At 39.8% G+C, this 19714-nt stretch carries 16 protein-coding genes; 6 read left to right on the plus strand and 10 right to left on the minus strand.

Annotated features, from left to right (window positions below; genetic code table 11):
• Positions 1 to 2 precede the first annotated feature (2 nt).
• Positions 3 to 3233: a SusC/RagA family TonB-linked outer membrane protein gene (locus ACWIB3_RS14640; protein WP_454291970.1), complete on the minus strand. Its 3231-nt coding sequence runs from the start codon at positions 3231 to 3233 to the stop codon at positions 3 to 5.
• Positions 3234 to 3457: 224 nt separating this feature from the next.
• On the opposite strand from ACWIB3_RS14640, the gene ACWIB3_RS14645 reads away from it, so the two are divergent.
• The gene (locus ACWIB3_RS14645) at positions 3458 to 4000 is read left to right on the plus strand and encodes a dihydrofolate reductase family protein (protein WP_454291971.1); all 543 of its coding nucleotides are present in this window, start codon (positions 3458 to 3460) and stop codon (positions 3998 to 4000) included.
• 10 nt (positions 4001 to 4010) lie between these two features.
• On the opposite strand, the gene ACWIB3_RS14650 is transcribed toward ACWIB3_RS14645, so the two are convergent.
• Positions 4011 to 4664 (minus strand): hypothetical protein, encoded by a 654-nt coding sequence (locus ACWIB3_RS14650; RefSeq protein WP_454291972.1) that lies wholly within the window; start codon positions 4662 to 4664, stop codon positions 4011 to 4013.
• Positions 4665 to 4876: 212 nt separating this feature from the next.
• Between ACWIB3_RS14650 and rraA the strand changes: the two genes are divergently transcribed.
• Together rraA and ACWIB3_RS14660 are read left to right on the plus strand one after the other, a co-directional pair.
• A complete protein-coding gene (rraA, locus tag ACWIB3_RS14655) occupies positions 4877 to 5362 on the plus strand; it encodes a ribonuclease E activity regulator RraA (RefSeq protein ID WP_454291973.1) in 486 nt (161 codons plus the stop codon).
• Between the two features lie 120 nt (positions 5363 to 5482).
• Positions 5483 to 6757, plus strand: coding sequence for a DEAD/DEAH box helicase (locus ACWIB3_RS14660; protein WP_185216701.1), 1275 nt, complete (start codon positions 5483 to 5485; stop codon positions 6755 to 6757).
• Positions 6758 to 6761: 4 nt separating this feature from the next.
• Here ACWIB3_RS14660 and ACWIB3_RS14665 read toward each other — a convergent pair whose 3' ends face one another.
• Genes ACWIB3_RS14665 through ACWIB3_RS14675 form a run of 3 tightly spaced genes read right to left on the minus strand, consistent with a single transcriptional unit; the run spans position 6762 to position 9826 of the window.
• The gene (locus ACWIB3_RS14665; protein ID WP_454291974.1) at positions 6762 to 8339 is read right to left on the minus strand and encodes an ATP-dependent DNA ligase; all 1578 of its coding nucleotides are present in this window, start codon (positions 8337 to 8339) and stop codon (positions 6762 to 6764) included.
• A gap of 1 nt (position 8340) precedes the next feature.
• A complete protein-coding gene (locus ACWIB3_RS14670) occupies positions 8341 to 9345 on the minus strand; it encodes a ligase-associated DNA damage response exonuclease (RefSeq protein ID WP_454291975.1) in 1005 nt (334 codons plus the stop codon).
• Between the two features lie 19 nt (positions 9346 to 9364).
• A complete protein-coding gene (locus tag ACWIB3_RS14675; protein ID WP_254527532.1) occupies positions 9365 to 9826 on the minus strand; it encodes a MaoC family dehydratase in 462 nt (153 codons plus the stop codon).
• Positions 9827 to 10244: 418 nt separating this feature from the next.
• Here ACWIB3_RS14675 and ACWIB3_RS14680 point away from each other — a divergent pair, with 418 nt between their 5' ends.
• Positions 10245 to 10700 carry a hypothetical protein gene (locus tag ACWIB3_RS14680; RefSeq protein ID WP_454291976.1) on the plus strand — a complete coding sequence of 152 codons (456 nt, stop codon included), beginning with the start codon at positions 10245 to 10247 and terminating at the stop codon, positions 10698 to 10700.
• Between the two features lie 47 nt (positions 10701 to 10747).
• Here ACWIB3_RS14680 and ACWIB3_RS14685 read toward each other — a convergent pair whose 3' ends face one another.
• Together ACWIB3_RS14685 and ACWIB3_RS14690 are read right to left on the minus strand one after the other, a co-directional pair.
• The gene (locus tag ACWIB3_RS14685; protein WP_185212497.1) at positions 10748 to 11146 is read right to left on the minus strand and encodes a hypothetical protein; all 399 of its coding nucleotides are present in this window, start codon (positions 11144 to 11146) and stop codon (positions 10748 to 10750) included.
• Between the two features lie 137 nt (positions 11147 to 11283).
• Positions 11284 to 11490, minus strand: a complete 207-nt coding sequence (locus tag ACWIB3_RS14690) for a PLDc N-terminal domain-containing protein (protein ID WP_454291977.1) — start codon at positions 11488 to 11490, stop codon at positions 11284 to 11286.
• A gap of 195 nt (positions 11491 to 11685) precedes the next feature.
• Here ACWIB3_RS14690 and ACWIB3_RS14695 point away from each other — a divergent pair, with 195 nt between their 5' ends.
• Positions 11686 to 12987 carry an esterase-like activity of phytase family protein gene (locus tag ACWIB3_RS14695; RefSeq protein ID WP_454291978.1) on the plus strand — a complete coding sequence of 434 codons (1302 nt, stop codon included), beginning with the start codon at positions 11686 to 11688 and terminating at the stop codon, positions 12985 to 12987.
• 166 nt (positions 12988 to 13153) lie between these two features.
• On the opposite strand, the gene ACWIB3_RS14700 is transcribed toward ACWIB3_RS14695, so the two are convergent.
• From ACWIB3_RS14700 to mnmE, 3 genes are all read right to left on the minus strand, one after another.
• Positions 13154 to 13591 (minus strand): hypothetical protein, encoded by a 438-nt coding sequence (locus ACWIB3_RS14700; RefSeq protein WP_454291979.1) that lies wholly within the window; start codon positions 13589 to 13591, stop codon positions 13154 to 13156.
• A gap of 956 nt (positions 13592 to 14547) precedes the next feature.
• Entirely contained in the window at positions 14548 to 14985 is a 438-nt protein-coding gene (locus tag ACWIB3_RS14705; protein WP_454291980.1) for a hypothetical protein, read from the minus strand.
• Positions 14986 to 15433: 448 nt separating this feature from the next.
• Complete coding sequence (mnmE, locus tag ACWIB3_RS14710) at positions 15434 to 16810, minus strand: tRNA uridine-5-carboxymethylaminomethyl(34) synthesis GTPase MnmE (protein WP_454291981.1); 1377 nt, start codon at positions 16808 to 16810, stop codon at positions 15434 to 15436.
• A 418-nt stretch (positions 16811 to 17228) separates the two neighbouring features.
• Here mnmE and ACWIB3_RS14715 point away from each other — a divergent pair, with 418 nt between their 5' ends.
• Positions 17229 to 18464: an MFS transporter gene (locus ACWIB3_RS14715; protein ID WP_454291982.1), complete on the plus strand. Its 1236-nt coding sequence runs from the start codon at positions 17229 to 17231 to the stop codon at positions 18462 to 18464.
• Positions 18465 to 19714 lie beyond the last annotated feature (1250 nt).

The raw sequence follows: 19714 nt of genomic DNA on the forward strand, positions 1-19714 counted from the left end.
GATTATAATCCGATAGATAGGTTAAAACTATAGCTCTTCATAACCGGGTAATTGAAACCATCACCATGTCCTGTCGAGATATCAGGATCTGAAGGTCTTAAGTTGCCGACATCTAGATCTTTTGTCCTTTTGTAGAATGGGGACCAAGTAAATAGGTTTTCACCAGATAATCCAATCCTTAGGCTCTGAACTTTAAGTTTTGAGGTGATTGAACTAGGGAAGTTATATCCTATCTGCAGGTTTTTCATACGGATGTAAGAGATTTCCTGTAAGAACCTAGTTTGTGGATTGACCTTAATGGATTCATTATATCCTGCATAACGTGGGAAGTATCCATTCGGATTGTCCTCAGTCCAATAATTGTCAACATGCCAAGATGGAAGGTTGTTGTAAGGTCTATTATATTGTCCCCAGAAGATTGATTCGTTTCCAGGATACCACTGCTGCTTACCAACACCTTGGAAAAAGGATGATATGTACACATTCTTCCAGTCCAAGTTGAGGTTGAAGCTATAGATGTAACGTGGTTCTTTGTTACCAATGATTCTTTTGTCACCATGGTCAGTCAAGGTATTTGTTCCATAGTCAATGACACCATTTCCATCTAAATCAGCAAAGCGTACATCACCAGGATAGATCTTACCAGAATTAGAAGATTTAATCAAGGATTGTGTAGCAGCAGCATCGATTTCCGCTTGGTTCTGGAATAGGCCTTGGGTTTCATAGCCCCATATTTCTCCTAGGGTCTGGCCGATATAATAATCAGAAAGGTTTCCGGTTTCATTGTTGTAGCGATCGATGGTTGATTTATAATCAGCCAAAGTTCCTTTTACAGACCAGTTAAATGGACTTCCTGAACCTTCAAAGCTATCTCTATATCCTAGTGAAAGTTCAAAACCTTGGGTAGTCATGTCGGCATAGTTTCCTTTAGGGGATGCTGCACCGAATACATCTGGCAATGTCATACCTACGGTGTACATATTCAATGTTTTCCGTTGATAGAAATCAGCCGTAAAAGTCAATTTATTATTGATGGCAGAAAGATCCAGACCTATATTGGCCGTTCTTGCAGTTTCCCAGGTTAGGTTGTTTGGAATAACCACTGGAACCCCTGTATATGGATTTTTAACCCCGCCAATCACCCTGTTGGAGATACTGATGGAATACTGATCCATAAAAGCATAGGGGTCAATATTACCATTCCCAAGTGAACCATAGGAACCTCTTAGTTTTAAATCGGAGATAGCGCTCTTGTCTACTTCAAAGAAAGGTTCTTCCGAGATTCTCCATCCCACGGATGCAGAAGGGAAAAAGGCCCACTGCTCATTGATAGGGAACTTGGAAGATCCATCGTAACGTCCATTGAATTCAAATAGGTATCGATCTTTATAGATATAATTAGCACGCATAAAGACGCCAACGTTTCTGTATTTGTTGTAACCAGCAGTTGCGGTGGTATTTTGACCTAAAGCTAGGTTGATATTGTCAACATCTTCGGTCAGAAGCCCTGTCTTTGTGATATAATCTGATTCGTAAACGCGTTGTTCATAGTTATAACCCAATAAACCTTTGAAATAATGGTCGCCAATGGTTTTTTCGTACTCACCATATAAGTTTCCAAATAGGTATTTCCATTGTTGGTCGACCAGATAGATATTGTTGTTCATGGAGGTTTCCAGTTTCAACATCTTTCCTTCAGCAACACTGTATGGAACTGGCACGCGGACGCGAGTAGAATTGAAATCACGGTTCCTGAAGGTGAAATCACCTTTTATTCTCAGGGAGTTATCCAAGAATTTAGTTTCGAATGCCGTGGTATTGCGAAGGTCAGCGTTTTTAGTGGCTGTACCATTCTTGCCATAAATGAAATCACCAACGGTATAGGCAGCCGAGAAACTGAAGGAGCCATCTGGATTAAAAATTGGAGAGGAAGGGTGACCTTCATCAGCTATGTTTCTCCAGATATTTCCACCTTCACCAGCTGTCGAAGGATCCCAATATTTAGCATAGGAGTAGTCGATGTTATTGGTAATCCTTAGCCAATCATTGACTTGCATTCCTGCTTTAGCTCTTGTGTTGTACGTGTTATAATTGTCGGTATTGAAATTATACATACCGTTGTAGTCATAAGTTCTGCCAGATAGATAATAATCGAATCTACCGGAGTTTCCTGAAATGGAAAGGTTATGGTCCTGAACAAAGGTATTGTCCTTGATCAGGGTGCCATAATAGTCCTCATTGCCATAATATACGTAGTTTCCTTTATCATCTACTGTAACTTCTTCAGTAATGCCTTGTTCTTTCCGGCGTTTGAATTCTTCTAACCATTCTGTAGTAAAGATCTGGGTCTTATTCAGTTTACTTGGGATTGATGAATAGTTGTTCCATGCATTATATGCTGTAAAGAAGTGGGAAGCATAGGTGTATCCATCGGTAATAAAGTCGGGTCTAGCGATTGGCTTCTGGAATGAGGCATTTCCGGAGTAGGTAATGCTTGTTCGGTCCGCCTTAGCTCTTTTGGTTGTGATCAATACCACACCGAATGTACCGCGAGATCCATAAATAGCCGAAGATGAAGCATCCTTTAAGACCGATACGGATTCGATATCATTGGGGTTCAGTGAGGAAGGATCGCCTTCAACACCATCGATTAAGATCAAGGCACTTCCACCTTGCCCGATGGAGGTGGTACCACGGATGTTGAAACTGGGATTACGGGTTGGTTTACCGTCAGCAGGAACAATGTTTAAGTTAGGAACAGCACCCTGCAGCATTTGGCTGGCATTTGCCAAGACCCTTCCTTCGAAAACTTCAGGACCCACTTGGTCTACAGCTCCGGTAAGGTTGGCTTTCTTTTGTGTTCCATAACCTACTACGATCACTTCTTCCAGATTGGTGTCGTCAGGAGTCAGGGTTATCTGCACATTACTTGATGTTACCGTCACGTTTTGTGCTTCAAAACCTAGGTAACTGATTCGCAACTGCTGCCCTTGACTAGCTTCGATTTCAAACTCACCATTTTCATTGGTACTGGTAGACTTCTGTGTGGTCAGGTTAGTAATTGTTACTGGGGATAAAGGATTTCCATCTTTATCCTTTACGACACCTCGAATAGTCGATTGTCGTAGTTCTGAACCAATAGCTTTGAATGGCTCAGCAAGTCTCAAGTCCACATTTGCCCAACTGGGATAAGAAAGGCAAAGGGCGAGACTAACAATTAATGTTTTTCTCATAGTGATTAAAACGGTTTAGTGTTTTGGCAAAAATGTAGTTTTAAGATTGATTCAATGTTAAGCTAATATTATATTAACTTAAAAATCTTAAATAAGTTTGATAATAAATAGTTGAATATTAGTAATGTTGAAATGTTTTTAAAGATTTCTTAAGAAAATATTTGAAATTTATACGAGGATATTCTTGAGATATACCGTTACTTTTTATCCATAACCTTGATGATATGAGAAAATTATCTCTCTTTATAGCTTGCAGTTTAGATAGTTTTATCGCAAAGCCAAATGATGATCTCCGTTTTCTGAATTTAGTTGAAAAACAGGGCGAGGACTACGGATACGCAGATTTTACCGCAGATATTGATACAATTATCATTGGTAGAAAGACTTTTGATTTTGTTGAGCGAACCATAGGTGTTCAACATTATGATCAAGCTGAACGTCAGGTTTATGTGATTACGAGCTCCGATAGACCGGCACAGGGAAATATTAAATTTTATAATGGTAATGTTATTGCATTAGTAAAGGATTTGAAAGCTGCTGAGGGGAAAGGCATTTACTGTGATGGAGGGGCAGAGCTGATCAATGAGCTATTAAGAAATGAATTGATTGATGAATTGATCATATCTATAGTTCCAGTTTTGTTGGGAGAGGGGGTACGGCTATTTAAGGGACATATGACAGAACAAATCCTTGAGTTACATTCGGTTAAATCATTCGAGACTGGTTTGGTACAGCTTCGTTATCGACGGAAGGAAAGTGCGAAATAGGATTGGGCAATCAATAGAATTCAATTAGTCTTTGATTGATGATGTCGTACTCATAAAGTTTTCTATTTTCATTATCGATATACAGCCATTGTAAAATATTCTGCTTATTATCTTGGTCTGTTCCAAGGCCAATGACCATATAGGGTCGGTCTTCAAAAGTTATTTCATCGATTTGATAAATTAACTTGGCCTGATCCTTTTTCTTTAGGATTTCTTTGGTGAGAGGTTGGTTGCTATAGGAGAGATAGTATTCCAGGTAAGCAGTTACATAAGCAAGGTAGGCATCTGTTAATTGTAGATCAGGAGACTTGACATATTGTAGTAGGTTTGGATAAGCTCTTCGGAGTGCATGTACCTTTCCATCCTTTAATTTTGAATAATCCAAGAGGACTTGATTGATTTCCATGAAATCTCCATCAATATTTTTAATTTCCTCCTCTTTCCATAGCACTTCAATGATATCACCACGCAGCAAATCCTTGCTAGGTTCTTTTTTAGCCTTGAAGACCATTGGCCATGATTTATTTCCTTCTTGTACAAAGAACAGAGCTATGTCTCCATCATCGTTATACTCCTTAAAGACCAGGGTATCTTTAACCTGCGCTTGAGTTGCATTTATATGAATGAATAGGAGTGCGAGGAAGAGTAGTAATCTAACTATCATGACTTAACAATTTGAAATTGAAGGAATTTAATTTAAATCATTCAAAATTTACGAATAAAGCTTTAAGAAATTAGTATTACACTTCATTATTAACTGAAAGTAAAAATTATGAAACATGTAAATATTCTTTTGAGTGAAGCTGCACAATTGCTTTTCTGAAAGCTATCTTTGCGCCATATTTATAAAAATAGCTGTAATTAATATAAGAAAATATGAAGATGATTTTAACTGCCGATCTATGTGATGCGTATATGCCAAACCTTCAGGTTGTAAAACCCATTGGATTCAAGAATTATGGGAAGAAGAAGAGTTTTCATGGACAGATTGTAACTGTGAAAGTTTTTGAAGCCAATGAATTGATCCGTGCGATATTGGAGGAAGATGGCAATGGAAAGGTGTTGGTAGTTGATGGTGTTGGTTCAGATCGTAGGGCTTTGGTGGGCGGCAATATTGCAGCTATGGCACAGGAGAATGGTTGGTCTGGCGTATTGATCAATGGCGCGATCCGTGACGTTTTGGAAATTGCTGAGGTGGATATGGCAGTTCTTGCCTTGTACAGCAATCCACACCGTAGCGCCAAAGAGGTGCAAGGCGAAAGAGACTTGACCCTTCATTTTGCCGATGTAGATTTTATCCCTGGCCATTTTATCTATGCTGATGTGGATGGAATTGTACTTTCAGAAAAGGAACTTTCATAATATTTTACTCCAAAAAGGATCATTATGAAGTATCCTTGGCTGTAAAAGATGCGCCAATACGCCTAGACTGTATTAATTTAACTAACTTTGTAGCTTTACATTCATTTTAAATATTCAGCAGTGTCTTTAGATAAATTAAAACTTAGCAAGCGTCTCCATGCATCGATGAACGAATTGGGTTATTTTACAGCCAAGGAATTCCAGTTGAATGCTCTTTCACGTATCGTCGGTGGACATAGCATCCTCGGCATTGCTCCAGAAGGTGCCGGAAAAACCACGACTTATGTCCTTGGGGTATTGATGCGGTTGAAATATACCGACGATGAAGCTCCTAAAGTTTTAGTCTTAGCACCAAATGAAGAAAGAATCACTGAAATCGTAGATCGTTTCTATGCCGTAAGCCGTAATAAGAATCTGCATATTATGGGACTTAAGACCAGCGGTGGGATGGAAGAGGAGATCGAAGACCTGGTCCGCGGTGTAGATATCGTTGTGGCTACACCTGCCCGTGCGCGGGCGGTCTATTTGAAACTGGGCCTTAACCTAAACCGTATCGAAACCTTTGTGATCGATGATGCGGAAGAAATCGTAAAGCAAGGGATGCAAACCAACGTTCGCGAATTGGCGCAAAGTTGTGGGAAAGTGCAATACCTATGCTTCAGTACCGTTGAACATGAAAAGCTGCATCTGATGATTGACGGTTTTATGCCTTATGCAACCCTTGTAGAAGTGGATGAGCTTGGCGAAAACAGTCATGACACCCATGAACTGATGCTTTATCAGGTGCCTAATTTCAGTACAAAGATCAACCTGCTGAATGATCTCATGGCTGATGATGAAGTTTTCGATAAAGTAGTTGTCTTTGTAAATACCAAACATACTGCCCATAACCTATTGGATAGGCTACATGCCAAAAAGGGTGTTGCTGCTATCTATAGGCCTATGTTCCATGATGACTATGGCTTTGATGACATCAATATCTTTAAACAGAGGCCCGAATGCCGTATCCTGATCGTAGCCAATGAAGGCCTTGAGGATATAGACTTAAGCGCTGTACCTTTTATCTTCCATTTTGAAATTCCAGAGAACAGGGAAGAATTTATTAAGCATGTCCTCAAGACTGGTGAAGATGAGGTTATCGCCATCAGCTTTGCTACCGACATTGAGCTTCCTGAGGTTAAGAAGATCGAACAGAGTATTGGCAAAAAGATCCCTGTGATGCCACTTCCGGAGGATCTAACGATCTATAAACCATCTGAGGTATCTAAAGAAAAAGCTGTTGAGGATGAAAGTAGAGGGGGAGCCTTCCATAAAAAGAAGGAAAGCAACAGCAAGACCTACAATTATGGGAGTGGAGTGAAAGCTAAGATGACCAAAAAGAATAAAAAGAGGTAAGCACCTAGATCAGCTTTTTGATTTCTTGGATATCATCTATTTCTGAAGGGAGTTTATCTTTTCGCCAGCGAACAATTCTGGGGAACCTGAGGGCGACTCCCGACTTATGTCTGTTACTTGGGGCAATGCCTTCGAAGGCTATCTCGAAAACCAATTCAGGTTTTACGGTCCGAACAGGGCCAAATTTCTCTATAGAGTTTTCACGAACGAACTTGCTGACCTCAGCGATTTCCGTGTTACTGAGTCCTGAATAGGCCTTTGCAATGGTTACCAGTTTATCCCCGTCTTTCACTGCGAACGTATAGTCGGTGTAGTGCCCACTACGGCGGCCGCTACCTCGTTGTGCATAGATCAGTACGGCATCGATGCTCATCGGATCCACCTTCCATTTCCACCAGAAACCTTTCTTTCTCCCAACCTGATAGGCCGAATCTTTGGCCTTTAACATCAAACCTTCTGCATTTATATTTCCAGAGGATTCCCGAACCTTATTGAGTGAATTCCAATCGCTGAAATCCAATAATTCCGATAATAAGAAATTTTCTGAATTCAATTTACCCAGGAGGTCTTCTAATATTTTCCTTCTCTCCTTCAGTGCCATGTCTCGTATATCCTGTCGGTTCAGTTCCAAGATGTCAAAGGCAATAAATTTTATAGGGACCTCTTGCATCATTTTCTTGGAAATATTCTTCCGGTTCAGCCTTCTCTGCAATTGATTGAAGGTCATGACGCAATTTTCATCATAAGGAACGATCTCTCCATCGATGACAAAATCAAAATCCACCTCTTGTAGATCTTCCAATAGTTCGGGGAATTGCTCATTTACCAGCTCCTCACCACGCGACCAAATAAAGGTTTCGCCTTCCCGTTTGATTACCTGTCCGCGGATTCCATCCCATTTATATTCTACTTGCCAATCTTGCTCCTTGCCTAGACTTTCAAGATCCTGAACCAAGGGATTTGCAAGGCTAAAGGGATAGGGAACGGATAGGTTGATGTTGATATGTTCCCCCTTGATAAATTTTTCAAAGGAGAGCAATTCAGGATCCCAATCCGACATAAGGCTATGGGCTACCAGGTTTGCATCCAAATCATAATACTTGGCAAATGCATTAATGAGCGTTTTAGAAGATACACCGATCCTAAAACTACTGCCCATAAGTTTATTGAACACAAAGCGTTCGGTCTGTCCCAGGCTTTCCCATGAAGTGAGGATGTAAGATTTGATTAGATCTTCAGGTTGTCCCTGAAGGGCCATGATTTCCTGAATCCACTGGTCCAAGCTTTTTTCGACGCTATGTTTGGCGGGCGGTATGATCAGGGCAATGGTCTCCGCCAGATCACCTACAGCGGTATATGATTCCAGAAACAGCCATTCAGGAATGCCACTGTATTCAATGGCCAATTGACGCATGATATTGGTCTTGACAGAACGACGCGGCCTTTTTCCCGTAAAGAGACGGATGAACCAATACTTATCCAATTCGGAAGATTCAGCAAGGAACTGTTCAATAGCTAGGATTTTGCTATTGGTCTTATTGCTGCTGTCCAGCGCATTTATCAGTCTTGCCAGTACCTTCATCTTATTCCTTGATTAGCTGTTCATCAGTTTCTTCTTCGCTGCCAAAAGCAGTTGTTATTTCCTCAGCTTCAATGCCTATTTCATTGAGGTACCTCGAAAATTCTGCTTTAAAACCGTGCGTAACATATACCTTTTCCGCAGCTGTTTCACGCACCGCAGTCAATAGGCCTGGCCAATCGGCATGGTCACTGATGGCAAATCCCGCATCAGCACTGCGCCATCGCCGGGCACCGCGAACCTGCATCCATCCCGAACAGATTGCCGTTTGTGCATTGGGAATATTCTTCAAGATATTGGAACCAAATAGGGAAGGCGGTACAATGATAATTTCGCCTTTCATGTCCTTTGGGCGATCATTGAAATCTATAGTTTTATAGGCAGGTAAGGAAATGCCACTTTCGGTAAAAGCTGCATTGATCCTGGAAATGGCATAATGCACATATAGGTCATCAAAAGCTTCCAACGCCTTCATGATACGTTGAGCCTTTCCTAAGGCATAGCCGATGATTATCGAATTATTTCCATTTCGTTTATTATTGGCCACCCATTCCCCAAGGTTTTGGTTGATTTCGTCAACCGGAAGCCAATTGTAGATGGGCAGACCAAAGGTGCTTTCAGAAATGAACTCATGGCAACGGATCGGTTCAAAAGGAGTGGAGAGGCCATCATCCTGGATTTTATAGTCCCCGGAGACAACCGTTACTTTCCCCTGAAATTCCAATCGAACCTGTGCCGAACCAATTAAATGCCCTGCAGGGTGCAGGGAAACCCTTACCGAATTGATTTCGATAGCTTGGTTGTAATCCAGTGTCTGTACCTTAATATCCTGTCCTAGCCGCAGTTTGAGTATCGGAGCCGTCAGTTCATGGCATAGATACCGCTTCATACCTATCCGGGCATGGTCTGCGTGTGCATGAGTAATAATGGCATAATCCACTGGCAACCAAGGATCAATATAGAAGTTTCCTTGAGCACAATATATCCCTTCTCTCCGAAATTCCAACATAGGCCCAAGGCTTTAGGTTTTAGTCTTTAAAACTGTACAGAAAGATTACATCACCTACATAAACAGGTTTGTCAGACTCCTCACTCATGAGTTTAGCTTGAATGGTCGCTTTTACCGTACCACGCAGGTTGTTGATAGATTTCACCAAAGCATGCAATCGAACACGGGTATTCACTTTTACTGCTTGCCCGAATTTAAGGTTTTCAATACCGTAGTTGATTTCCATCTTCACATTCCTGACATCCGCAATCTGCTTCCATAAATGGGGGATAAGGGATAGGGTCAGGTAGCCATGTGCAATGGTGGTTCCAAATGGGCCTTCATTCTTCGATTTCTCCTCATCTACATGTATCCATTGATGGTCCAATGTGGCATCAGCAAATAAATTGATCTGTTTTTGGTCAATTAAATGCCATTCAGAAAGACCTAATTCTTTCCCTTCATAAGTTTTGTACTCTTCGTAATTATTGATGATTACCATAGGTATTATTAGTATATAAAAATAAGCTAGTGATTTTTTTTGATTAATTAAAGGTTTTAATCCATGAAAATCCCAATCAGCTCAGTCTGTAGGGTTTAATTACCCTTATTTCTAACAATTGATAGCTCCATATGTTTGCATTGCAGCCTAGGTTTCCCTAAATGAAATATGAATTGCATATGGTTATTTGATAAAGCGTATTTCCTTTATCAATGCGTAATGTAATAGACAAACTTACCTACAGCTTCTGCAATCTTATAGACCATCAATACAGCAATCAAAGCTGCAAATCCTAGTATGATTTTTTTATTTTTCATAATCCGTTTTAATAATTGGTTATCCTAATTCGGTAATCGTTACAAAATTTACTTAATTTATGTAAAATTCTTTTTTCAAGCATTAATTTATCACAGATTTCATGCAATTATACATTCCAAAAATAGAGTTAGACAGCTTAGATAAATCTGGATTGGAAATCTACCAAGGTTTAGATGCTGAACCATATGGCCCGGACCTGGCGAGCAAAGTCTGCAAAAAGCTTATGCAAAATCCAGGAGAGGATACAGGCCTATATTTTTCCCATCGTGATTATTGCGGACTGGGACTGTATTTTATCAACCAACAATTTATGCTAGGCGTAGTAAATGATGGTTATGGACCAGCACCAATGCTGGCAAGCTGCGAATCAGATACTGATTTAGTAAACTGGCTGAGTCAAGAATCTGATCAAACCATGTCGCTATATGGAAGTCACTTTAATAACCAAACCATTACAAAGTCCCGTTTGGAATGGTATCTAGAAGAAAATTATTCACCTACCTGGAATATGTACTGTTTGTATATGAATGATAGGCGGGGAAAAGGAAGACCATGATAATATTTCGAATAAAGCCTAATCCGAAAAATTAGGCTTTATTGATTTTAATTGATTTTTTTACCTGTAAATAGGATCTGCTTAGTTGCTTTACTTCCAAGCGTAGAAACCGATAATGAGTTTTCGTCTTTGATATATACGAATACTCCTTTCGGATCATCGTCATCATTGCTCATCGTACCGTTTTGCTCATAGACATCAAAAGTTTCCGAAACACTTCCCGAAGCTGCATTTGTCGTGAATTTTAACTGGTCTTCACCCGCTTGGGTAACTGTTACGATGCTATTGTCATAACTGGTGAACTTGCCGTTAGAAAGATGAATGCTCAAATCTCCCTGGTAACTCCCCACAGCATCAATAGGCTTCAAATTACTGTCTTTGCTACAAGACGTTGTTCCAATAAGACCCAATGCAATAAATAGCATAAAGTGTAATTGCTTTTTCATATTAAGTAGATTGTGTGATTTCTTGACACGAAACAATTTCCCTGCCAAAGATAAAAATCTGTGGATCCGGTAAATGGTAAAATAGGGGATATACCAAAGAAAATAAAGGAAATCGAAAAGGTTAAGCTGAATATAGGCTAAGCTACTTTTTTGGAGTTATTCAAGGCTAAGTAGATAATTGAACCAATCACATTAAAAACCAATACAACCAATATCCAGACCACTCTTTGGCCACTGGATAGTTCTCGGTTCGTGACGATATGGTAGATGGAAAAGACTGTAATAAATAACATAATTATCCAAATCGCACTAGCTATTAAACTGCCTAAGAAAAGTAAGTTCATAATGATTGATAATTATGGTGATTGATGTTGTTATCATGAATTTAGAAAGAATTGTTGGGGAATCAAAATAGGGAGGGAGACTATTATGATATATTTAAGAAGGTATATTTCTAGCAATGATAATAATTTCACCATTGCTTAACATCTGTTTCATATTCAACATCTTTATTTGTGCCAATTTATTAAGCTATATTAATGATAAAACAAATTCACACACTAGCGACTGCTTTAACCTTTATTGCAGCACTAACTTCTTGCGAAAAAGATCAAGATCACAACAAGGCCAAAGTTGTAGACTATCCTGCTATGGCGGAAGTCGAAACTCCCAATGTACTGATGACGACCAAAGATGGCGTAAAAGTCTATAATGGAGGTTTTGGTTCCGCTGTAGTGGCAGACCCTCATGATCCGGAAGTATTTTATATGATGACAGATCGAGGAGCCAATGTAGCTGGACAGGCTAAGAACGCAATCATCATTGGAAAGTCGGACTTCGCTCCACAGATTGGAAAATTCAGGTTGAAGGAAGGGAAATTAGTCCTGGAGCAAGTAATCGAGTTGAAAAATGAAAAAGGGGCCAGATTAAATGGCTTGCCGAATCCAAAGGGAATGGGCTCAACGGGCGAAATTCCTTATGATCTGAATGGACAGCAATTGGCAGCATCGGCAGACGGTATCGACTCTGAAGGTTTGGTTATCGCAGCGGACGGCACGTTCTGGATTTCGGATGAATATGGTCCACATATCGTTCATGCCGATATCACTGGAAAGACCATTGAACGTATCAACCCTTATGGAACTGGCTTCGGTGGCCGTAAAATCCCTGCTGTCTTTGCTAATCGCAGAGCCAATAGAGGGATGGAAGGCTTGACGATTACCCCAGATGGCAAGACCTTGGTCGGTATTATGCAATCCCCGATGTACAATCCCAGTTCGGCTGCCGTATCAGGTTCTGTGATCATTCGTATCCTGACCTTTGATATCGCATCCGGAGCTACAAAACAATACGCTTACCTAATGGACAATCCCTCGCTTACCGGTGTAAGTGAAATATTGGCCTTGAGTAATACAACCTTTCTAACCTTGGAAAGGGATGGGCTCTATGGCGGAGATCCTGGAAAACCTGCACTCTTCAAAAAGATATTCAAAATCGATATCAGCAAAGCGACTGATATCTCGGATGCCTCAAATGCTGCTTCAGGGAAATTGTTTAAAGGAAAAACGGTGGAAGAACTAAAGGACCAAGCTGGACTGGCTGCTGCTGGTATTACGCCAGTTACAAAGACTCTCGCCATCGATTTATTAAAGGATCTACCAGAGGTCTATCCACACGATAAGGCGGAAGGTCTTACCATGTTAAAAGGAAATATTCTCGTGGTTTCTAATGATGATGATTTTGGAGTTGTTGATAATGGTAATAGTGGCTTTGCCCAAAAAATCCTCCCAAGTACCAAAAGTGTAGATAGGAATAGATTGTATTTCATTAAAATGAAATAAGAAGGAGTAAAGGATTAGTATAAATAAATGAGGCCGTATCAAAATATGAATTGATACGGCCTTTTTATTTTGATGAATTAAGGGAACTGGTTTTGTTCTTAGATTTTCCTGGTAATTGTCATTACTCTGAACCCTAATTCAAGAATGCTTTGTGTTAAATATGAATTTAAGGTATAGTATCAAGGGCATTAAATTTTAAAAGGTCATCAGATCTAAGCCAAATACCAAAATCAACGCCTTCATGACCAGGAGCAATTTCATCTTTAGCAATTATCTTATAGTATACTATATACGAAAGATAAGGTTCGCTTTGCCTGACTATGGACTTAGGAGCTGACTTTATTTTAGAAATTAATGTTGGAGTAAATATTTCCTGAACCCTTTCTGTAAAGAATATTTTAGAATCTATGTAGTTTTTTATTCCAGCCTCATTACATAGAATGCATCTAATAGAATCAGTACTATTACTGATTAAGGAGTCAATATTCTTATTTTCAATCAACTTAATTATATGATCTGCTTTCTTGTAGATTAAACTTGAGTCAATCTGTCCATGAGATTTTGAACAGAGTAAAAAAAGAAAAATTAGACTTAGTGTCTTCATGATCACATTTTGAGTATCGGATTGGTTTGTTCATCAATAATAATTACAAGCTATTAATAAATGAATCTTTTATACAATGCCCATCAAAAAGACTAGGTTTATTTTGTAATAAGAGAAATAAACTCACCAACAATAAAACCAAATCTATAAATAGCAAAAGCTGATAATATCACTGAAATTGCTTGAACTAACTTTCTGTTCTCAATTAGTATTTCAATTGTTCTATTCATAACCTTAAGTTATTAAGAAATATCGAATATTTGAATGTGATTTTATGCTTTCTTTATTGGGAGGAAATATTTACAAGTATATTAATGATAGGAACTTACTTCGATATTAATAAGTAAATGATCTACATGGACCTTATCTGCACGTTAAGGCTGAAGGCTTAACCATGTTAAAAGGAAATATTCTGGTTGTTTCTAATGATGATGGTTTTGGAGTTGTCTATAATGGGAAAAGTGGATTCGACCAGAAAATCCTTCCAAGTACCAAAAAAAGTGTGGATAGGAATAGATTGTATTTCATTAAAATGAAATAAGTAGGAATACAGAATTTTATAATAATAAATGAGGATGTATCAAAATATAAATTGATACGGCCTTTTTTATTTTTTGGGTGGAGGTGTTTCTATATGAGTTTTATTCAAAATGACAATAGAAATGAGAATAAAGAGTTTAGGATAGTTGACTGTACCATATATTCTTAATTCATGGTTTTTTATTTAAACACTTTTATAGAACAAATGAATCTGATTAGACTAATTCATTATTTTTTAACTGAAAGAAATTTAGAAAAACATCTCCATTACCACCACTTCCTAAACTTTTTACATTTCTATATTGAGTAGATTTATGCATAATTTAAGTTTAGATAATTTCAATTAATAATTACAAGCTTAGACTGATTGGTAGGCAGTCCATGCTAAGGTATATATTTAATAATTCAGAAATTTTTTATATCTCTTTATTCCATCGAGGTAATCGTTCGAACTTATTTATAAAAGTTTTGAGTAAATTAATTTCTAATGCCCTTGGTTGATCAAAACAATCTGAATGATAGGTACCATACCAATTAATTCTTATAGAATTGATACCCTCTAAAATCATTTGTTTGGTTAAAGAATTACGGCGAAAATCACCAAATTGTTTACCTTTTAGAAAACGACCACGTAAACCATCTTTTCTAAAGATTAAAATTCCAGCTTTGTTGGTTCTTCCACTAATACCAACATATAATAGTTCATTAGTATCGTTATCAAAAAACAGATACAAACCTGCTAAATCATTTTGGACAGGTATATTACAAACTTCGCTTAATTTTGAAGTTTGTTTAAAAATAAAAGAACCTTTAAGTTGGTATTTTTCTAATTCATGAATCAATTGATTAACCATTATATTATATCTAAAATTTAGCCTCCAATGCTTCTGTCAGTACTTGTTGCAACAACAACTCGTTAGATTGCCCACATTGATTTATTTGTTCTTCTAAAGTTCGCAATAGTCCATTAACTCTTCTTATATGTTCTGATTTTCTATTGAAATTATTGGGATTGGTGTACTGAGACATACGATCCTAGTCTGCAGTTTCAATCGATGGTGTTAATTATTTTGTGCAAATATCCCTTTCAGTAAGATCAGATTTCTTCATTTTATTTCCTAAATAGGATAGGGTAATAATTGTTTAAACATACTTTAATCAGATAAGAAAAATTACGGAAATCCGTATTTAAGATTATATGTTAAATTGAATGAAATCTAAATTTAGATTTATCATTAAGTTTCATCATTCATAATGAAATAATGGCACAAAACTTACCTTATTATTAATATCTTATCCCCCTTACTTCCCGATACAAAACTTACTAAAAATATTCTCCAGCAAATCATCTGTCGTCACTGTCCCGGTAATCTCCCCAAGATGGTGCAGCGCCTGCCTGATATCCATCGCTAGAAAATCCGAAGTAATCGGGTTATCGATCCCATACAGCACCTTCTCCAGCGCTTCCTGCGTATGCTGCAAAGCCTCCACATGCCTAATATTCGTCACCATCACATCATCCGTATTGATATTCGAAAGATTAACCTGGTTCAGGAGCTCATCCTTCAGTTCATCGATTCCGATCTGATGCTTGGCCGAAATATAAAGCGGATTCAGTACCTCATAATCCTTTTTCTGTTCTTCCGAGAGAAGATCAGACTTATTGATAATGGTCACAAAAGGGATATTCAAACCTTTGACTTCATCGATCTGCTCCTGTACGGCAGAGATCTGGTCTTGGGTAGGGTCGAAGAGGTAGATGATCAGTCGGGCCTGCTTCATTTTCTCACGGGTCCTTTCCACGCCTATGGCCTCAACCACATCTTCCGTATGACGGATTCCGGCGGTATCGATAAAGCGGAAAGTCACGCCATGAATATTGATCTCATCTTCTATGGTATCGCGTGTCGTACCGGCGATATCGGATACGATAGCTCTTTCCTCGTTCAACAGGGCATTCAATAGGGTAGACTTGCCTACATTCGGTTTCCCGGCAATCACTACTGGAACACCGTTCTTCAGTACATTCCCCTGTTCGAAGGATCGGATCAATTTGGCAATGACCGAGTGGATCTGCTGGATCAAGGCTTTCAGCTGGTCACGATTGGCAAATTCCACATCTTCCTCCGCGAAATCAAGTTCCAATTCGATCAGGGAGGCGAAATGTACAAGGTCTTCACGTAATTGCTTGAGCTGATTGGAGAATCCACCGCGCATCTGCTGCATGGCGATCTGATGGGATGCTGCCGAATTGGAGGCAATCAGGTCTGCAACCGCTTCTGCCTGGGATAGGTCCATTCCACCATTCAGGAACGCCCTTAAGGTAAATTCACCGGCACGCGCCGCTCTAGCACCTTTCTTGATCAGAAGGGTGATGATGCGTTCGATGATATAGGCCGAATTATGGGTCGATATTTCAATGGTATCCTCCTTGGTATAGGAGTTAGGCCCCACAAAGAGGGTCACCAAAACCTCATCGATGATATGTTCGCCATCGCGAATGGTTCCAAAATGCACGGTATGCGAAGCTTGTTTCGTCAAATCCTTACCTTTGAAAACCCCATTGACCAAGTTAATGGCCTTGGAGCCCGATAGACGGATCACTGCAATTGCGCCATTGGCCCCTGGAGAGGTCGCCAAAGCGATAATAGTATCTTGTGAAATTAACCCTGTAGACATATCGCAAAGATAAGAATAGTCGGGAGTATTTGGAATGGAGCTTAAGCTTCCTTGATGGAAACATAATTAAAAGTTTTAGAGATCCTAAATCTGCAATTGGTTTTTACATCGTCCTGAAATCAAAAAACGGATTGTTAGTTCTATCGGGATTCAGCTTGGTCTCATTCGAGACATATTTCGAAATTTTCGAATATGTCTCGAATAAGGGTAAAGCAAGACTCGAAGAGTATTCAGAAGCAGCATCCAAGCCAAAATCCAAGTTTTTTGCCCAGTCTTATTTATTAAAAATTTGAGGGAATATTGAAGGTCGGGAAATAGATTGTCAAAATTTCAATACGGAAATGCAAGTGCTCGATGCAATCCCTACCTTTGCTCGGCTTAGAAGATTATTACACATATTTAGCCGAACATTTTTTATATGGAAGAATCCACTAAAGCACCGCTTTCTGCGTACCAGAAATTGGTGATTTTCATACTAGCATTTACCCAATTTACCGTTGTCCTGGATTTTATGATCATGTCTCCAATGGGGGATATGCTGATGAAAGCGATCGACCTAAAGCCTTCTGAATTTGGTGTGGCCGTTTCTGCCTACGCCTTCAGTGCCGGAATTTCAGGACTCCTGACTGCAGGATTTGCCGATCGTTTCGATCGTAAGAAACTGCTGCTCTTTTTCTATACGGGTTTTATTGTAGGAACTTTTCTCTGCGGTTTTTCGACAAGTTATCCCATGTTGGTGGCTGCTCGAATAGTGACCGGTCTGTTCGGTGGAGTGATCGGTTCCATTTCCATGGCGATTATCACCGATGTTTTCACCTTGGATCAGCGTGGTCGGGTGATGGGGTTTGTGCAGATGGGTTTCGGTGCCAGCCAGGTCTTGGGAATTCCAATCGGACTCTATATCGGGAATGCCTGGGGTTGGCAAAGTGCCTTCCTGATGATTGCCATCGTAGCGGTCCTGATTGCCGTATTGATCTTCCTGAAATTAAAACCTATTACCGGACATATCGGCCTTCAGAAGAAACAATCTGCCCTGCAGCACCTATGGGGGACCTTTACCCGCAAAGAATATAGGATCGGCTTTATGGCGACAGCATTACTCTCCGTTGGAGGTTTTATGATGATGCCATTCAGCAGTGTTTTCGCCGTGAACAACCTGCACGTTACCCATGAACAGCTTCCACAGCTGTTTATGATCTCAGGAATTGCCTCTCTTTTGATTATGCCAATGGTCGGTATGCTCAGCGACCGATTTGACAAATACAAGATCTTTGCCATCGCGACCACCTGGATGATGATCATGGTCTTGATCTATACCTCTTTAGGTCCGACAGCGTTCCCGATCGTGGTCGTATTGAACATCTTGATGATGATGGGGATCTTAAGCCGTGTAACGCCTTCTTCAGCTTTGGTGTCAGCAGTCCCTGAAAAAGAAGACCGTGGCGCATTTATGAGCGTCAGCGCTTCTTTACAGCAGATGTCGGGTGGGATAGGAGCCATTATCGCCGGCCTGATCATCGTCCAACAAACCAACGAAAGCCCAATCGAACATTATACAACCCTTGGTTACATCGTCGTTGTGATCAGTATTATTACGTTGGTGATGATGTATGGCGTGAGTAGGTATGTCAGGAAAAAAGTAGTTAGTAGTTAGTGTTTGGTATTTAGACGGTTGAACCAGGATTAAATGGATGGGAGGATAGACCAAGATCTGGAAGGAACCAGGATTAAATGGATGGGAGGATGGACCAAGAACTGAGCATGAACCAGGATTCAATGGATATGAGGATGTGCCAAGATCAATTTGTCGCTGGATAGACCCCGATATTGTAGGCGTATCGCATACGCCCGCCCCATGCAAACTTGAAATAATTTCACCCTTTAGGGTGAATAAAACCTTCATCCATACCTTTAACTTTACAAAAAAAATAGTTTCCTCATCTTCGATAGCGGAATGACAACCATCTCCAATTATTAAAATAAACAATAGATTCTTCGTTTCACTCTGAATCCCTCTTTAATACATTTTGATTCTGAACGACCAGTTTAGAGTCTGTACGGTTCTCCCCAAACAGGGCTTGTCATGCTGGACCGAAGGTACAGGAACTGTGCGCCAATACAAATTATTGGAGATTGAAGAGAAGAACTGTGCGCCAATGCTCTCTTTCATGTGTTCAAATTGGATTTTTGCAAGGTTCCGAGATTCTTCGTTCCTCAGAATGACCCAAAAAATGACAAGAAGATTTGTGGAAAAACATTTCACCCACGCTGTGCGTTGGCCGAAGAACAAATCACTCTTCTACAAATATTTCACCCACGCTGTAGGTTTCTCAATACAAACATTTCCCTTCCTCAGGAAGCACGTTAGCCTCCGGCTCATTTCCAATGGCGGAAAAATGGAAAGAATGCCGATGCCCTGTGCGATGGGATTGGCATTGGAATGCTTTCAAAAAATTCTCCATCTAAAAGGAGAATTTTGAAGGAAGATATTCCCGACATCAAGGCATTCTTTTCATGTGTGCCAGATAGTGCGAAAAGCCATCTTAAATGAGCCGAAGCCTTTTGGTTACTTTTGGGCTTCAAAAGTAACGAAGTGAATTGGTATCCGTGAGCTCTTTCGTCGGTTTGGTTAATTTGCAATCCAAAAGTAACGAAGAAAATTATTGGTCATCTCGACGGTTATCGAGTGAAGCCGAAATGCCGCTCGACCATGGGACTTGGTCTATCCTCTCATCCCATTAATCCTGCTTCCTTACCAGATCATGGTCTATCCTCCCATCCCATTAATCCTGGTTCAAATGCATGGACGGGCGAATTCAATTCGCCCCTTCTATGTTGTATTCCAAATTTTTTCTTGATTATTTGCCTCTATGGTTGTTTTTCCTTTCCCTTTCCCTTGCTTTG

It is taken from the genome of Sphingobacterium sp. NPDC055431 (assembly GCF_053644255.1).

Bases quoted from the DNA above. Each gene is read 5' to 3' on its own strand.
- ACWIB3_RS14640 (WP_454291970.1), bottom strand. From the start codon at position 3,233: ATGAGAAAAACATTAATTGTTAGTCTCGCCCTTTGCCTTTCTTATCCC.
- ACWIB3_RS14645 (WP_454291971.1), top strand. From the start codon at position 3,458: ATGAGAAAATTATCTCTCTTTATAGCTTGCAGTTTAGATAGTTTTATC.
- ACWIB3_RS14650 (WP_454291972.1), bottom strand. From the start codon at position 4,664: ATGATAGTTAGATTACTACTCTTCCTCGCACTCCTATTCATTCATATA.
- rraA (WP_454291973.1), top strand. From the start codon at position 4,877: ATGAAGATGATTTTAACTGCCGATCTATGTGATGCGTATATGCCAAAC.
- ACWIB3_RS14665 (WP_454291974.1), bottom strand. From the start codon at position 8,339: ATGAAGGTACTGGCAAGACTGATAAATGCGCTGGACAGCAGCAATAAG.
- ACWIB3_RS14670 (WP_454291975.1), bottom strand. From the start codon at position 9,345: ATGTTGGAATTTCGGAGAGAAGGGATATATTGTGCTCAAGGAAACTTC.
- ACWIB3_RS14675 (WP_254527532.1), bottom strand. From the start codon at position 9,826: ATGGTAATCATCAATAATTACGAAGAGTACAAAACTTATGAAGGGAAA.
- ACWIB3_RS14680 (WP_454291976.1), top strand. From the start codon at position 10,245: ATGCAATTATACATTCCAAAAATAGAGTTAGACAGCTTAGATAAATCT.
- ACWIB3_RS14685 (WP_185212497.1), bottom strand. From the start codon at position 11,146: ATGAAAAAGCAATTACACTTTATGCTATTTATTGCATTGGGTCTTATT.
- ACWIB3_RS14690 (WP_454291977.1), bottom strand. From the start codon at position 11,490: ATGAACTTACTTTTCTTAGGCAGTTTAATAGCTAGTGCGATTTGGATA.
- ACWIB3_RS14695 (WP_454291978.1), top strand. From the start codon at position 11,686: ATGATAAAACAAATTCACACACTAGCGACTGCTTTAACCTTTATTGCA.
- ACWIB3_RS14700 (WP_454291979.1), bottom strand. From the start codon at position 13,591: ATGAAGACACTAAGTCTAATTTTTCTTTTTTTACTCTGTTCAAAATCT.
- ACWIB3_RS14705 (WP_454291980.1), bottom strand. From the start codon at position 14,985: ATGGTTAATCAATTGATTCATGAATTAGAAAAATACCAACTTAAAGGT.
- mnmE (WP_454291981.1), bottom strand. From the start codon at position 16,810: ATGTCTACAGGGTTAATTTCACAAGATACTATTATCGCTTTGGCGACC.
- ACWIB3_RS14715 (WP_454291982.1), top strand. From the start codon at position 17,229: ATGGAAGAATCCACTAAAGCACCGCTTTCTGCGTACCAGAAATTGGTG.